The organism is Thauera propionica (assembly GCF_002245655.1).
GTDB classification, from domain to species: Bacteria; Pseudomonadota; Gammaproteobacteria; order Burkholderiales; family Rhodocyclaceae; genus Thauera; species Thauera propionica.
On the sequence record NZ_NOIH01000012.1, the window covers coordinates 90,890 to 104,766 of the forward strand.

The 13,877-nt window shown below is 63.9% G+C and carries 14 protein-coding genes; 12 read left to right on the top strand and 2 right to left on the bottom strand.

What is annotated here, in order from left to right; genetic code table 11:
* Nucleotides 1-70 precede the first annotated feature (70 nt).
* A complete protein-coding gene (rho, locus tag CGK74_RS11090) occupies nt 71-1,330 on the bottom strand; it encodes a transcription termination factor Rho (RefSeq protein WP_276206063.1) in 1,260 nt (419 codons plus the stop codon).
* Nucleotides 1,331-1,508: 178 nt separating this feature from the next.
* Nucleotides 1,509-1,835: a thioredoxin TrxA gene (trxA, locus tag CGK74_RS11095; protein ID WP_094268537.1), complete on the bottom strand. Its 327-nt coding sequence runs from the start codon at nt 1,833-1,835 to the stop codon at nt 1,509-1,511.
* A gap of 289 nt (nt 1,836-2,124) precedes the next feature.
* Between trxA and fdxA the strand changes: the two genes are divergently transcribed.
* From fdxA to leuB, 12 genes are all read left to right on the top strand, one after another.
* Nucleotides 2,125-2,448, top strand: coding sequence for a ferredoxin FdxA (gene fdxA / locus CGK74_RS11100; RefSeq protein ID WP_094268538.1), 324 nt, complete (start codon nt 2,125-2,127; stop codon nt 2,446-2,448).
* A gap of 96 nt (nt 2,449-2,544) precedes the next feature.
* A complete protein-coding gene (locus tag CGK74_RS11105) occupies nt 2,545-2,997 on the top strand; it encodes a CBS domain-containing protein (RefSeq protein ID WP_094268539.1) in 453 nt (150 codons plus the stop codon).
* 226 nt (nt 2,998-3,223) lie between these two features.
* On the top strand, nt 3,224-4,903 hold the full coding sequence (locus CGK74_RS11110) for a long-chain-fatty-acid--CoA ligase (protein WP_094268540.1): 1,680 nt from the start codon (nt 3,224-3,226) through the stop codon (nt 4,901-4,903).
* Nucleotides 4,904-5,190: 287 nt separating this feature from the next.
* Nucleotides 5,191-6,858 carry an acetolactate synthase large subunit gene (gene ilvB / locus CGK74_RS11115; RefSeq protein ID WP_094268541.1) on the top strand — a complete coding sequence of 556 codons (1,668 nt, stop codon included), beginning with the start codon at nt 5,191-5,193 and terminating at the stop codon, nt 6,856-6,858.
* Complete coding sequence (ilvN, locus tag CGK74_RS11120) at nt 6,858-7,175, top strand: acetolactate synthase small subunit (RefSeq protein WP_094268542.1); 318 nt, start codon at nt 6,858-6,860, stop codon at nt 7,173-7,175. Before ilvB ends, ilvN begins: the two co-directional genes overlap by 1 nt.
* 129 nt (nt 7,176-7,304) lie before the next feature.
* Nucleotides 7,305-8,435 carry a chorismate synthase gene (gene aroC, locus CGK74_RS11125; RefSeq protein ID WP_094268543.1) on the top strand — a complete coding sequence of 377 codons (1,131 nt, stop codon included), beginning with the start codon at nt 7,305-7,307 and terminating at the stop codon, nt 8,433-8,435.
* A 35-nt stretch (nt 8,436-8,470) separates the two neighbouring features.
* The gene (locus CGK74_RS11130; RefSeq protein WP_094268544.1) at nt 8,471-9,625 is read left to right on the top strand and encodes an MFS transporter; all 1,155 of its coding nucleotides are present in this window, start codon (nt 8,471-8,473) and stop codon (nt 9,623-9,625) included.
* Between the two features lie 10 nt (nt 9,626-9,635).
* Nucleotides 9,636-10,454, top strand: a complete 819-nt coding sequence (locus CGK74_RS11135) for a M48 family metallopeptidase (protein WP_420823176.1) — start codon at nt 9,636-9,638, stop codon at nt 10,452-10,454.
* Nucleotides 10,455-10,545: 91 nt separating this feature from the next.
* Complete coding sequence (leuC, locus tag CGK74_RS11140; protein WP_094268545.1) at nt 10,546-11,955, top strand: 3-isopropylmalate dehydratase large subunit; 1,410 nt, start codon at nt 10,546-10,548, stop codon at nt 11,953-11,955.
* Nucleotides 11,956-11,987: 32 nt separating this feature from the next.
* Nucleotides 11,988-12,116 (top strand): entericidin A/B family lipoprotein, encoded by a 129-nt coding sequence (locus CGK74_RS11145; protein ID WP_004265808.1) that lies wholly within the window; start codon nt 11,988-11,990, stop codon nt 12,114-12,116.
* Nucleotides 12,116-12,754, top strand: a complete 639-nt coding sequence (leuD, locus tag CGK74_RS11150) for a 3-isopropylmalate dehydratase small subunit (RefSeq protein ID WP_094268546.1) — start codon at nt 12,116-12,118, stop codon at nt 12,752-12,754. The genes CGK74_RS11145 and leuD overlap by 1 nt, the downstream gene beginning before the upstream one ends.
* Nucleotides 12,755-12,805: 51 nt before the next feature.
* Nucleotides 12,806-13,870 (top strand): 3-isopropylmalate dehydrogenase, encoded by a 1,065-nt coding sequence (leuB, locus tag CGK74_RS11155; RefSeq protein WP_094268547.1) that lies wholly within the window; start codon nt 12,806-12,808, stop codon nt 13,868-13,870.
* The last annotated feature ends 7 nt before the right edge of the window (nt 13,871-13,877 follow it).

Consider the following 13,877-nt stretch of genomic DNA (forward strand, 5'->3'; position numbering starts at 1 on the left):
CATGCGGGAGTTGCCTCAAAAGCAAACGCCACCCTACGGTGGCGTTTGTACTTGCGCTATTGACCAGGGATTAGCCGCGGCCGGAACGCATGGCGTCGAAGAATTCCGCGTTGCTCTTGGTGGCCTTGATCTTATCGAGCAGGAACTCCATAGCGTCGATGTCGTCCATGCCGTACAGCAGCTTGCGCAGGATCCAGACCTTTTGCAGGATGTCCTGCTTGAGCAGCAGTTCCTCGCGACGCGTGCCCGAGCGATTGACGTTGATTGCCGGATAGACGCGTTTCTCGGCCATGCGACGATCGAGGTGGAGCTCCATGTTGCCGGTGCCCTTGAATTCCTCGTAGATCACGTCGTCCATGCGGCTGCCGGTGTCGATCAGCGCAGTGGCGATGATGGTCAGCGAGCCGCCTTCCTCGATGTTGCGTGCCGCGCCGAAGAAACGCTTGGGCTTCTGCAGCGCGTTGGCATCGACGCCGCCGGTCAGCACCTTGCCCGAGGCCGGCACGACCGTGTTGTAGGCGCGCGCGAGGCGTGTCAGCGAGTCGAGCAGGATCACGACGTCGTACTTGTGCTCAGTCAGGCGCTTGGCCTTCTCGATCACCATCTCTGCGACCTGCACGTGACGCGTGGCCGGCTCGTCGAAGGTGGAGGCCACGACCTCGCCCTTGACCGAGCGAAGCATTTCCGTCACTTCCTCCGGGCGCTCGTCGATGAGCAGCACGATCAGCTTCACGTCCGGATGGTTGGTCGTGATCGCGTGGGCGATGTGCTGCAGCATGACCGTCTTGCCGCTCTTGGGCGGTGCGACGAGCAGGCCGCGCTGACCCTTGCCGATCGGCGCGATCATGTCGATCACGCGGCTGGTGATGTTTTCCTCGCCGCGCACATCGCGCTCGAGCTTCAGGCACTCCTGCGGATGCAGGGGCGTGAGGTTCTCGAACAGGATCTTGCTCTTGCACTCTTCCGGCGGCCGACCGTTGATCTTGTCGAGCTTGGTCAGCGCGAAATAGCGTTCGCCGTCCTTGGGCGTACGGATCTCGCCCTCGATCGTGTCGCCGGTGCGCAGGTTGAAGCGCCGGATCTGCGAGGGCGACACGTAGATGTCGTCCGTCCCCGCGAGATACGAGGTGTCAGGAGAGCGCAGGAAGCCGAATCCGTCAGGCAGCACTTCGAGTGCGCCGTCGCCACAGATCGGTTCGCCCCTGCGGGCACGGTTGCGCAGCAGCGCGAAGACGAGTTCCTGCTTGCGCAGCCTGTTTGCCCCTTCGACGCCCGCTTCTGTGGCCATCTGCAGCAGTTCGCTGACGTGCAGGGCCTTGAGTTCGGACAGATGAAGGGCGGGAACGTCGGGATTGCGGGGCGTGGAACTGCCGTCCTCGCCGCCATTGTCGACGTCGAACAGATCGTCTTCGGTCTGCGGATTCTGGGGGGGATTACCGTCGCGATTGCGCGCGCCGCGGCGACGGGCGCGCGAGGAACCGCGAGAACGGGCCGGACCCTGGTCCGGCTTAGATGTTGCTGTCAATGAAGGCGGTCAGTTGAGATTTGGAAAGGGCGCCCACTTTGGTCGCCTCGACGTTGCCACCCTTGAACAGCATCAGCGTCGGAATGCCGCGGATGCCGTACTTGGCTGGGGTGTCCTGGTTTTCGTCGATGTTGAGCTTGGCAATCTTGAGCTTGCCAGCGTAGTCCTTTGCGACGTCATCCAGAATGGGGGCGATCATCTTGCACGGACCGCACCATTCAGCCCAGTAATCGACCAGAACAGGGGTCTGAGACTGCAGCACTTCGGCCTCGAAGTTGCCGTCGGTCACATAGTGGATATGCTCGCTCATGATTCCTCACATCAGGGGTGGCGGGTATTGACGCGATGTAAACACACTCGCGGGTACTGCTTGAATGGGGAGGCAAGGTGTACGGGGCCGCTCACCTTGAAGAGAAAAGTGAATTTCTCTGGAGAATTCGGTCGAAACTTATGCGATGCAGTCGGCCGCGTCAAGCAGATTGGCGCATCGGGCGGCACATGCTCGCGCCGATCGTGGCGAAAATGCAAAGGGCTGGACTATATTGTGGCCTGCGCACGCGTCCTCGACGCGCTGCGAACCCAACAGGCTGGAGAGAACAATGACTTACGTGGTGACCGAATCCTGCATCCGCTGCAAATACACCGACTGTGTGGATGTATGCCCGGTGGACTGCTTTCGTGAGGGGCCAAACTTTCTCGTCATCGACCCCGAAGAGTGCATCGACTGTACCTTGTGCGTGGCCGAGTGCCCGGTGGAGGCGATCTACGCCGAGGATGACGTGCCCGCGGACCAGCATCAGTTCATCGCGCTCAATGCCGAGTTGTCGAGGCAGTGGAAGCCGATCGTGGAGCGCAAGGATGCTCTGCCCGATGCCTCGGAGTGGGCGAAGGTGAAGGACAAGCTGGGCGAGCTGCAGCGTTGACAGCGCCGGGCTCCGCCTTTGCGGCGCCGGTGCGATGCACTAATATGGCGCATCGAACTCACGGTCCGAAAGACTGAACAAGGCACGGAGAGCAACATGCTGGTAAGCGAGATTCTCGCCATCAAGGGCAAGGTGCTATTCACCATTGCACCCAACAAGAGTGTTGCCGAGGCAATCGAGATCATGAACGAGCAGGATGTCGGCTCGCTCGTGGTCTTTTCGCGCGGCGAGATGGTCGGCATGCTGACTTTCCGGCAGGTCCTGCAGGGCGTCCAGAAGGGTGGGGCGGACTGGCAGGCGCTGACGGTGGATGAAGTCATGATCCGGAATCCGTTTGCGGCTTCCCCCAATATGGAAATGGACGAGCTGCGACGCATGATGGTGGAACATCACCAACGCTATCTGCCCGTGATGGATGGCCAGACCCTGCTGGGCGTCGTGAGCTTCCATGACGTCGCCAAGGCGGTGCTGGAGGAGCAGAGTTTCGAGAACCGTATGCTCAAGAACTACATCCGTAACTGGCCGGCACAGGAGGAAGAAGAGCGCTGATCAGATTTCGGGGCTGACAGCCCCAGGTGGTGGCGGATGCGGATTCGCTACCCCTCCATGGCAGGCGCGCTGCGCCTGCCGACGTCGACTTCGGCATACAAGACATGGAAGCGACGGAGGTTGGAATTCAGTGGTGGGACCGGCTCGGTTCCGCATGACGCCTTGGGAGGGCGGGGCTGGCTGGTAACGAACCGGCCAGCAATTTCCAACAAAAGGAGGAGACCGCGTGGAAAAGATCTGGCTGCAAAGCTATCCGAAGGGCGTGCCGGCCGAGATCGACGTTGATCAATTCAAGTCGATCGGTGACCTGTTCGAGCAAGGGGTCAAGCGCTTCGGTTCGCGCACGGCCTACGTGTGCATGGGCAAGGGTATCACCTATGGTGAACTTGACGAGTTGTCGCGTCGTTTCGCCGCGTATCTGCAGGGTGAGCTGAAACTGCCTCGCGGTGCACGCGTGGCGTTGATGATGCCCAATGTGCTGCAGTACCCGATTGCCCTGTTCGGCACGCTTCGTGCCGGCTACACCGTCGTCAACGTCAATCCGCTCTATACGGCGCGCGAGCTCGAACATCAGCTGTGCGACGCCGGGGCCGATGTGGTCGTCATCCTCGAGAACTTCGCCCACACGCTCGAGCAGGTGAGGGGGCGAGTGCCCGTCAAGCATGTTGTCGTCAGCAGCCTGGGCGAGATGCTGGGGTTCCCGAAGTCCGCGCTGGTCAATTTCGTCGTCCGGCGAGTGAAGAAGATGGTGCCGGCGTGGAAGCTCGATGGCGCCATCACGTTTGCTGCGGCGCTTGCGCGTGGCGAGCGCCACCGTCTCCAGGCTGTCGAGGTGGGGCACGAGGACATCGCCTTCCTGCAGTACACCGGCGGTACCACCGGTGTGGCCAAGGGGACCATCCTCACCCACCGCAACATCATCGCCAACCTGCAGCAGGCGCATGCCTGGATCAAGCCGTTCGTGCGCGAGGGCGAAGAGCTGATCATCACGGCGCTGCCGCTCTATCACATCTTCTCGCTCACGGCGAATTGCCTGACCTTCTTCAAGATTGGTGCGACCAACGTGCTGATCACGAATCCGCGCGACATCCCCGGCTTCGTCAAGGAGCTGGCGAAATACAAGTTCACCGCCATCACCGGCGTAAACACGCTGTTCAACGCGCTGCTCAACAACCCGGATTTCGGCAAGCTCGATTTTTCCCGTCTGCATGTCGCGCTGGGTGGCGGCATGGCGGTGCAGCAGGCGGTTGCCGAAAAATGGCGCAAGGTGACGGGCATTCCGCTGGTCGAAGCCTACGGCCTGACGGAGACGTCCCCGGCCGTCACGATCAACCCGCTCGACCTTCCCGAGTTCAATCACTCGATCGGCCTGCCGGTGCCGTCGACCGACATCAGCTTGCGTGACGATGCCGACAACGAGGTGCCACTTGGACAGCGTGGCGAACTCTGCGTGAAGGGGCCGCAGGTGACGCGAGGTTACTGGAATCGTCCGGAGGATTCGGCGCGGGCATTCACGCCGGACGGCTTCCTGCGTACGGGCGACATCGCAGTGGTCGACGAGAAAGGCTTCGTCTGCATCGTCGATCGGAAGAAGGACATGATCTTGGTGTCGGGCTTCAATGTCTATCCGAACGAGGTCGAGGACGTGGTCGCCAGTCACCCCGGCGTGATCGAGGTGGCTGCAGTCGGCGTGCCGGACGAGCGTAGCGGCGAGGCGGTCAAGATCTTCGTCGTGCGCAAGGATCCGGGCTTGACCGAGAAGGCACTGATCGCCTATTGCCACGAGAATCTGACGGGCTACAAGGTGCCGCACCGCGTCGAGTTTCGCGATGAACTTCCCAAGAGCAACGTCGGCAAGATCCTGCGGCGCGAGTTACGCGAGGGGCCGGTGAGGCAGGACGCATGATGGCCTGATCGCACAGGGCATGCACGAGGCGCTTGTGTTGTCGGCGCTTTCGTGCTCTCATCTGTGCCGCAAGTCATTTCGAGTCACCATGCGTTCTTCCACCCGTTTCTTCGCCGTCGTATCCGTAGTCGTACGCGTAGTAGGCGTAGGCACGCACGCGTCGTAACGGGACAGAACACTCGAACTGCAGGATTCCAAACCCCCGTCGGCGCGCAAGCCCGGCGGGGGTTTTTGCATTCTGGGGCCGCGCCGGTGATGTCGCTGAAGTCGAAACCAAGGAGAGCACCATGACTCAACTCACCGGCGCGCAACTGATCGTGCGCCTCCTCGAGCGCCAGGGCGTGCGCACCATCGCCGGCATCCCCGGCGGCGCCATTCTTCCGTTCTACGACGCCTTGTCCGCGAGCACGCAGATCCGCCACGTGCTCGCACGCCACGAGCAGGGTGCCGGCTTCATGGCCCAGGGCATGGCGCGGGTGTCCGGTGTGCCGCAGGTCTGCATCGCCTCGAGCGGCCCGGGTGCGACCAACCTCGTCACCGCGATTGCCGATGCCTGTCTGGACTCGATCCCGATGGTCATCATCACTGGCCAGGTGCCGCAGTCGATGATCGGCACCGACGCCTTCCAGGAGGTGGATATCTACGGCATCACGGTGCCGATCACCAAGCACAATTTCCTCGTGCGTTCGGCACAGGAACTGCTCGACGTCGTTCCCGATGCGTTCCGTATCGCCATGTCCGGCCGTCCCGGTCCGGTGCTGATCGACGTGCCGAAGGACGTGCAGAACCAGTTGATCGAGGTGGGGGAGTTGCCGCCGCCCGCGGTGCCCGACATGCCGCCGCAACTGGACATGGTGGCCATCGACGCTGCGGCGCAGATGATCAACGCGGCAGAACGTCCGGTGCTGTATCTGGGCGGCGGGGTGGTTCATTCCGGTGCGTCGGCGCTGGCCGTGCAACTGGCAGAGCAGGGCGGGCTGCCAACGACGATGACGCTGATGGCGCTTGGCGCAATGCCGATCGATCACCCCCTGTCGGTCGGCATGCTCGGCATGCATGGTGCCCGTTACACGAACTTCGTGCTCGAAGAGGCCGACTTGCTGATCTGCGTCGGTGCCCGTTTTGACGACCGCGCCATCGGCCGTGCCGCGCAGTTCTGCCCGAACGCGAAGATCGTGCATATCGACGTCGACCGCTCCGAGCTGCACAAGATCAAGAATGCGCACGTTGCGATCCATAGCGATGTCACGGCGGCGCTGGAGGCCTTGCTGCCGCGCGTCAAGCCCGCGCTGCGTACCGACTGGCTGGCGCATGTCGCCGATCTCAAGCAGCGCTTCCCGATGCAGTTTCCGGGCAGCGACGATCCGCGCAGCCACTACGGTCTGATCAAGGCTGTCGCCGACGCGCTCGACGACGAGGCGGTGGTTGCCACCGACGTGGGCCAGCACCAGATGTGGGTCGCGCAGGCCTATCCGTTCCGTCGCCCGCGCCAGTGGCTCACCTCGGGTGGTCTGGGCACGATGGGCTTCGGTCTGCCGACGGCTATCGGTGCGGCCTTGGCCGAGCCCGAGCGGACTGTCGTGTGCTTCTCGGGCGACGGCAGCTTCAAGATGAACATCCAGGAACTGGCGACGCTGGCCGAGGAAGGGCTCAACGTCAAGGTCGTGCTGATGAACAACAACGCCTTGGGCCTGGTGTACCAGCAGCAGACGCTGTTCTACGGCAAGCGCCTGTTCGCGTCCAAGTACCGCACCGAACCGGATTTCGTGAAGATTGCCGAAGGCTTCGGCGTGCCGGCGATCGATCTCGACAAGGCCGATGATCCGCGCGCCGCGCTGGCCGAGGCTCTGAACGCTCCTGGCCCCTGCCTGATCCACGCGACGATCGATCGCGAGCAGTTTGTCTATCCCATGGTGCCGCCGGGTGCCGCCAACACCGAAATGATCGGAGGCTGATGATGATCGAACAAGTTGCCGACCCGTTGCCGCAAGCCAGCTGCGCCAAGGTCATTCTTGAGCTGGATGTGAACAACCACGCCGGGGTGATGAGCCACATCTGCAATCTGTTTGCGCGCCGTGCCTTCAACGTCGAAGGCATCCTGTGCATGCCGGTGTCCGACGGCAAGCGCTCGCGCATCTGGCTGCTCGTGTTCGACGATCAACGCCTCGAGCAGATGATCCGCCAGGTGGAAAAGCTGGAGGATGTGCTCGCCGTGCGTCGTCATGGTGCGGAGCACGAAGTGTTCGAGCGTCTGGAAGACTTCTTCCACTGAGTGCCGTCCGGCGCCAAGCGCGCCGTGGCCGAAGGGGATGGGGCGCGTGCTAGACTCGCGCCCCATCCCCTTCTTGTTCCTCTGCGCCCCGCGGGGCTGCGGGTTCATCGCTGATCAGGCAGGAAAGCCATGTCCGGAAACACCATCGGTACCCTATTCACCGTCACGTCCTTTGGCGAGTCGCACGGCCCGGCGATCGGCTGCGTCGTCGATGGTTGTCCGCCGGGACTGGCACTGACAGCGGCTGACATCCAGGTCGAGCTGGACCGGCGCAAACCCGGTACCTCGCGTCACGTGACCCAGCGCCGCGAGCCCGACGAGGTCGAGATCCTGTCGGGGGTATTCGAGGGCGTGACCACTGGTACGCCGATCGCGCTGCTGATCCGCAACCAGGACCAGCGCAGCAAGGACTACGGCAACATCGCCGACACCTTCCGACCGGGACACGCCGACTACCCCTACTGGCAGAAATACGGCATCCGCGACTACCGTGGCGGTGGGCGCTCGTCGGCGCGCGAGACCGCGGTGCGCGTCGCTGCCGGCGCGATCGCCAGGAAGTGGCTGCATGAGCGCTACGGCATCGTGATCCGGGCCTGCATGACGGCGCTCGGGCCGATCGAGATCCCGTTCGTGTCGTGGGAAGAGGTCGATCGCAACCCCTTCTTCGCGCCCAATGCCGACATCGTTCCGCAGCTCGAGACCTACATGGACGAACTGCGCAAGTCGGGCGACTCGATCGGTGCCCGCATCGACGTGGTGGCCAGTGGCGTGCCGGTGGGCTGGGGCGAGCCGGTGTATGGCCGGCTCGATGCCGACATCGCCTACGCGATGATGGGCATCAACGCGGTGAAGGGTGTCGAGATCGGCGCAGGGTTTGCGTCCGTTGCCCAGCGCGGCACGGAGCATGGCGACGAAATGACGCCGAAAGGTTTCCTGTCGAACAATGCCGGCGGCGTGCTGGGCGGCATTTCCACCGGCCAGGACGTCATCGCCAGCATTGCGATCAAGCCCACCTCGAGCATCCGCCTCGACCGGCGTTCGATCGACCGCGCCGGTAACCCGGTCATCGTCAATACCCATGGTCGCCACGACCCCTGCGTCGGCATCCGCGCGACGCCGATCGCCGAGGCCATGCTGGCGCTGGTGCTGATCGACCATGCGCTGCGTCATCGTGCCCAGTGTGGCGACGTGCGTACCGAGACGCCGCGCATCGCCGCGCTCGCGCCACAGGGACAGCAGCGCCTGCCGTCGCCGCGCTGACGGCCGCTCCCGGTTCGCGCGAGCCGCAGGCGCCCATGCTCCCCTACTGGCGCCTGTCGGCGTACTACTTCTTCTATTTCGCCTTCGTCGGCGCCTTCTCGCCGTACTTCACGCTCTACCTGCAGGCGGTCTCGCTGAGCGCGACCGAGATCGCGCTGCTGATGTCGCTGATGCAGCTGATGCGCATCCTGGCGCCGAACCTGTGGGGCTGGCTTGCCGAGCGGCTCGGCATGCGCGTGGCGATCGTCCGGCTCTCGGCGCTGATGAGCCTGGTCGGCTTCGCGGGCTTCTTCCTGACCACGTCGTTCGGCGGCCTTTTTGCCGCGATGGCTTTGATGGCCTTCTTCTGGAGTGCCGCACTCCCCTTGATCGAGGGGCTGACCTTCTCCCACCTCGCGGGGGAGGGGCATCGCTACGGCAGCATCCGTGTCTGGGGTTCGGTCGGCTTCATTGTCGCGGTGCTGGCCTTGGGGCTGGTGCTGGATCACGTCGCCATCGATGCGGTGCTGTGGGTCACGGCCGCGATCCTGGTCGGTATTCTCGCCTGTTCGTTCACGATTCCTGAGTCGGCGCCCGCGCAGGTCGAGCGAGCAGCACTCAGCCTGCGTGAAACGCTGCGCAGGCCCGAGGTCAGGGCCTTGCTGGGCGCCTGTTTCCTGATGTCGGCGGCGCACGGGGCCCTCTACGTCTTCTATTCGATCTATCTTGTGGACAAGGGCTACGACAAGGCGCTGGTCGGCTGGATGTGGACGCTCGGTGTGGTCGCGGAAATCATCGTCTTCATGCTGATGCCCCGCCTCATGCGGTGCTTGAGTTTGCGGGCGATCCTGCTGCTCTCCTTCGCCTGCGCGGTCGTGCGCTTCGTGCTGATCGGCTGGGGTGCCGACAGCCTGCCCGTATTGCTGTTCGCTCAGGTTCTGCATGGCGCCACTTTCGGCGCCTACCATGCCGCGGCGATTGCCGCGGTGAACCTCTGGTTCCCCGGACGACTCCAATCGCGAGGCCAGGCCCTGTATGGCAGTCTGTCGTTCGGCGCGGGCGGCATGCTGGGCGGCTTGCTCAGCGGCTACACCTGGGAGGTGATCGGCGCGGCGTGGACCTTCACGCTGGGGTCGGCATTCGCGCTGGCGGGGCTCGTGTGGCTGGCGCTCGGCTGGCCGTCGTCGATGCGTGCGGAGGCCAATTCGTGAGGAGTGAGGAATGATCAGAGCGATTTCGAGAACCTTGTTGCCTGCCGCGCTGGCGGCCACGATCACCGTCGCCTGCCAGACCGTGCAGACCACGCAGGCCGGAGCGGTCGGCGTGCAGCGCTCGCAGCTGATGATGGTCTCGGCGCAGGAAGTGGAGCAGGCTTCGAACAAGCAGTACCAGCAGATGCTCGACGAGGCCCGCCGCAAGAATGCGCTCAATCGCGATGCTGCCACGGTGCAGCGAGTGCGTCGCATCGTCTCGCGGCTGACGACGCCGACGGCGGTGTTCCGGCCCGATGCGCCCGCATGGAACTGGGAAGTCAACGTGTTCACGTCGAACGAACTCAACGCGTGGTGCATGGCCGGCGGCAAGATGGCGATCTACACCGGACTGATCGATCGGCTCAAGCTCACCGATGACGAAATTGCCGCGGTTATGGGGCATGAGATCGCCCATGCCCTGCGCGAGCATGCCCGCGAGCGCGTCTCCAAGGCGATGGCGACGGGGATCGGCGTGTCGGTGGCAGGCGCGCTGCTCGGCGTGGGGCAGGTGGGGCAGGACCTGATGAGCACGGTTGCCAGGGTGACTTTCGAACTGCCGAATTCGCGTGAGCACGAGATGGAGGCCGATCGCATGGGCGTGGAACTGGCCGCGCGTGCCGGCTACGACCCCAGGGCCGCGGTCACGCTGTGGGACAAGATGGCCTCGCAGTCGGCGGGGGCGCCGCCGCAGTGGTTGTCCACCCATCCGTCACATGCGAACCGCCAGCGGGATCTGGCCGAATACGCGGCGCGCGTGATGCCGCTGTATCAGGGCGCTCGCCGCTGAAACCGCACCCGATCGATCGGCCCGGGCCGATCTGGTCAGTTTTCGCTGCTTTGTGAAATAATCGATTTCTTTTTTGCGCGGATTACACGGGATGGCAGCTCAAACCCTGTACGAGAAGCTCTGGTCCAGCCACGTCGTTCATGAAGAGGCCGACGGTACGGCACTGATCTATATCGATCGCCACCTGGTGCACGAAGTCACCAGCCCGCAGGCCTTCGAGGGGCTGAAGCTGGCCGGGCGCAAGCCGTGGCGCATCAGCTCGATCGTTGCCACTGCCGACCACAACACGCCCACCGACCACTGGGAGCAGGGCATCCTGGACCCGGTGTCGCGCCAGCAGGTCGAGACGCTCGATGCCAACATCCGCGAGGTCGGCTCGCTCGCGTACTTCCCGTTCAAGGATGAACGCCAGGGCATCGTGCATGTGATCGGACCGGAGAACGGCGCGACGCTGCCGGGCATGACCGTCGTCTGTGGCGATTCGCACACGTCCACGCACGGCGCCTTCGGCTGTCTGGCGCATGGCATCGGTACCTCCGAGGTCGAGCACGTGATGGCCACGCAGTGTCTGCTGCAGAAGAAGTCGAGGACGATGCTGATCAAGGTCGATGGGCAGCTCGGCAAGGGCGTGACCGCCAAGGACGTCGTGCTCGCCATCATCGGCAAGATCGGCACCGCCGGCGGTACCGGCTATGCGATGGAGTTCGGCGGAAGCGCCATCCGCGCGCTGTCGATGGAAGGGCGCATGACGATCTGCAACATGGCGATCGAGGCGGGCGCCCGCGCCGGCATGGTCGGCGTGGATGAGACCACCATCGCCTACCTGAAGAATCGCCCGTTTTCGCCCAAGGGCGAAGCCTGGGAGCAGGCGGTTGCCTACTGGCGCACGCTTCACAGCGACGAAGGCGCGCAGTTCGACAAGGTGGTCGAGCTCAAGGCCGAGGACATCCTGCCGCAGGTCACCTGGGGCACTTCGCCCGAGATGGTCACCACGGTCGATGGCCGCGTGCCCGATCCCGCCGCAGTGACCGACCCGGTCCGCCGCGAAGGCGTCGAGCGCGCGCTGAAGTACATGGGGCTCGAGCCGAACACGCCGATCACCGACATCAAGGTCGATCAGGTCTTCATCGGCTCGTGTACCAACTCGCGCATCGAGGATCTGCGCGAAGCCGCTGCCGTGGCCAAGGGGCGCAGCAAGGCTGCCAACGTCAAGCGCGTGCTGGTGGTGCCGGGGTCGGGGCTGGTCAAGCGCCAGGCCGAAGAAGAAGGCTTGCATGAGATCTTTCTTGCCGCTGGTTTCGAATGGCGCGAACCGGGCTGTTCGATGTGCCTGGCGATGAATGCCGACCGCCTCGAGCCGGGCGAGCGCTGCGCCTCGACCTCGAATCGCAACTTCGAGGGGCGTCAGGGGGCCGGTGGCCGCACTCACCTCGTCAGCCCGGCGATGGCTGCGGCTGCGGCGGTGACTGGTCATTTTGCCGATGTGCGCACGCTGGCCTGAGCGCCGGCCCGATCAAGATTGAGGAGAACGCAATGAAAAAACTTGCACTGATCGCCGCAGCGCTGGTCGCCGGCTTCGTCTCCATGGCCTGCAACACCGTCCAGGGTGTCGGCAAGGACATTGAAAGGGGTGGCGAGGCCATCCAGAGGGCAGTGAAGTAATGAATCCGTTTACCAAGCTCGACGGCCTGGTCGCACCGCTCGACCGCGCCAACGTCGATACCGATGCAATCATCCCCAAGCAGTTCCTGAAGTCGATCAAGCGCAGCGGCTTCGGCCCCAATGCGTTCGACGAGTGGCGCTATCTCGACGTTGGCCAGCCTGGCCAGGACTGCAGCACGCGTCCGCTGAATCCGGACTTCGTGCTCAATCAGCCGCGCTACCAGGGGGCGCAGATCCTGCTGACGCGCGACAACTTCGGCTGCGGCAGCTCGCGCGAGCACGCCCCATGGGCGCTGGAAGACTACGGCTTCCGTGTGCTGATCGGGCCGAGCTTCGCCGACATCTTCTTCAACAACAGCTTCAAGAACGGCCTGCTGCCGATCAAGCTGGCTGCGGCGGAAGTGGACGAGTTGTTCCGCCAGTGCGAGGCAACCGAGGGTTACCGCCTGGTCGTCGATCTGGCTGCGCAGACCATCACCCGCCCCGACGGCAAGACGATCGGTTTCGATATCGATCCCTTCCGCAAGGAATGCCTGCTCAACGGCTGGGACGACATCGGCCTGACCTTGCGCCACGCCGACAAGATCCGCGCGTTTGAAGACAAGCGCCGCGCTGAACATCCCTATTACTTTGCCTGAGCCCCGCTGGCTGGAGACGGCCAGGCTCGCTGAACCAAGGAAAACGATCCGATGAAGATTTGCGTGCTGCCGGGTGACGGCATCGGCCCCGAGATCATGGCGGAAGCCGTGCGCGTGCTGAAGGCGCTCGACCTGAAGCTCGAGATGGAAGAAGCGCTGCTTGGCGGCTGCGCCGTGGATGCCACCGGCACCCCCTATCCCGAAGCGACGCAGAAGCTCGCGCGCGAAGCGGATGCGGTGCTGCTCGGCGCCGTCGGCGGTCCGAAGTGGGACGCGCTGCCGCGCGATCAGCGTCCTGAGCGCGGCCTGCTCGGCATCCGCAAGGATCTCGGTCTTTTCGCCAACCTGCGCCCGGCGATCCTGTATCCCGAGCTCGCCAATGCCTCGTCGCTGAAGCCCGAGATCGTCGCCGGTCTGGATATCCTGATCGTGCGTGAGCTCACCGGCGACATCTACTTCGGCCAGCCGCGCGGCATCGAGACGCGCGAGGTAAATGGCACGCAGCAACGCGTGGGCTGGAACACCATGATCTACGCCGAATACGAGATCCGGCGCATCCTCAAGGTGGCCTTCGAGGCGGCGCAGAAGCGCGGCAAGAAGCTGTGCTCGGTTGACAAGATGAACGTGCTCGAATGCACGCAACTGTGGCGCGATATCGCCGAGGAAGTCGCCAAGGACTACCCGGACGTCGAACTGACCCATATGCTGGTCGACAACGCCGCCATGCAGCTCGTGCGCGCGCCCAAGCAGTTCGACGTGATGGTCACCGGCAACATGTTCGGCGACATCCTGTCCGACGAGGCCTCGATGCTCACCGGCTCGATCGGCATGCTGCCCTCGGCTTCCCTGGATGCCAACAACAAGGGCCTGTACGAGCCCTCGCATGGTTCGGCCCCGGACATCGCCGGCAAGGGCGTGGCCAATCCGCTCGCCACCATCCTGTCGGCAGCGATGATGCTGCGCTATACGTTTAATCAGGAAGCGGCCGCGCAGCGCATCGAGAACGCGGTCAAGAAGGTGCTTGCGCAGGGCTATCGCACCGGCGACATCTTCGAGCCGGGCACGAAGCGGGTTGGTACGCGCGAGATGGGCGACGCGGTGCTCGCCGCGCTGTAATCTGCTG

Bases quoted from the DNA above. Each gene is read 5' to 3' on its own strand.
- CGK74_RS11135 (WP_420823176.1), top strand. From the start codon at position 9,636: ATGATCAGAGCGATTTCGAGAACCTTGTTGCCTGCCGCGCTGGCGGCC.
- leuB (WP_094268547.1), top strand. From the start codon at position 12,806: ATGAAGATTTGCGTGCTGCCGGGTGACGGCATCGGCCCCGAGATCATG.
- trxA (WP_094268537.1), bottom strand. From the start codon at position 1,835: ATGAGCGAGCATATCCACTATGTGACCGACGGCAACTTCGAGGCCGAA.
- leuC (WP_094268545.1), top strand. From the start codon at position 10,546: ATGGCAGCTCAAACCCTGTACGAGAAGCTCTGGTCCAGCCACGTCGTT.
- CGK74_RS11105 (WP_094268539.1), top strand. From the start codon at position 2,545: ATGCTGGTAAGCGAGATTCTCGCCATCAAGGGCAAGGTGCTATTCACC.
- CGK74_RS11145 (WP_004265808.1), top strand. From the start codon at position 11,988: ATGAAAAAACTTGCACTGATCGCCGCAGCGCTGGTCGCCGGCTTCGTC.
- leuD (WP_094268546.1), top strand. From the start codon at position 12,116: ATGAATCCGTTTACCAAGCTCGACGGCCTGGTCGCACCGCTCGACCGC.
- ilvN (WP_094268542.1), top strand. From the start codon at position 6,858: ATGATGATCGAACAAGTTGCCGACCCGTTGCCGCAAGCCAGCTGCGCC.
- aroC (WP_094268543.1), top strand. From the start codon at position 7,305: ATGTCCGGAAACACCATCGGTACCCTATTCACCGTCACGTCCTTTGGC.
- ilvB (WP_094268541.1), top strand. From the start codon at position 5,191: ATGACTCAACTCACCGGCGCGCAACTGATCGTGCGCCTCCTCGAGCGC.
- fdxA (WP_094268538.1), top strand. From the start codon at position 2,125: ATGACTTACGTGGTGACCGAATCCTGCATCCGCTGCAAATACACCGAC.
- CGK74_RS11130 (WP_094268544.1), top strand. From the start codon at position 8,471: ATGCTCCCCTACTGGCGCCTGTCGGCGTACTACTTCTTCTATTTCGCC.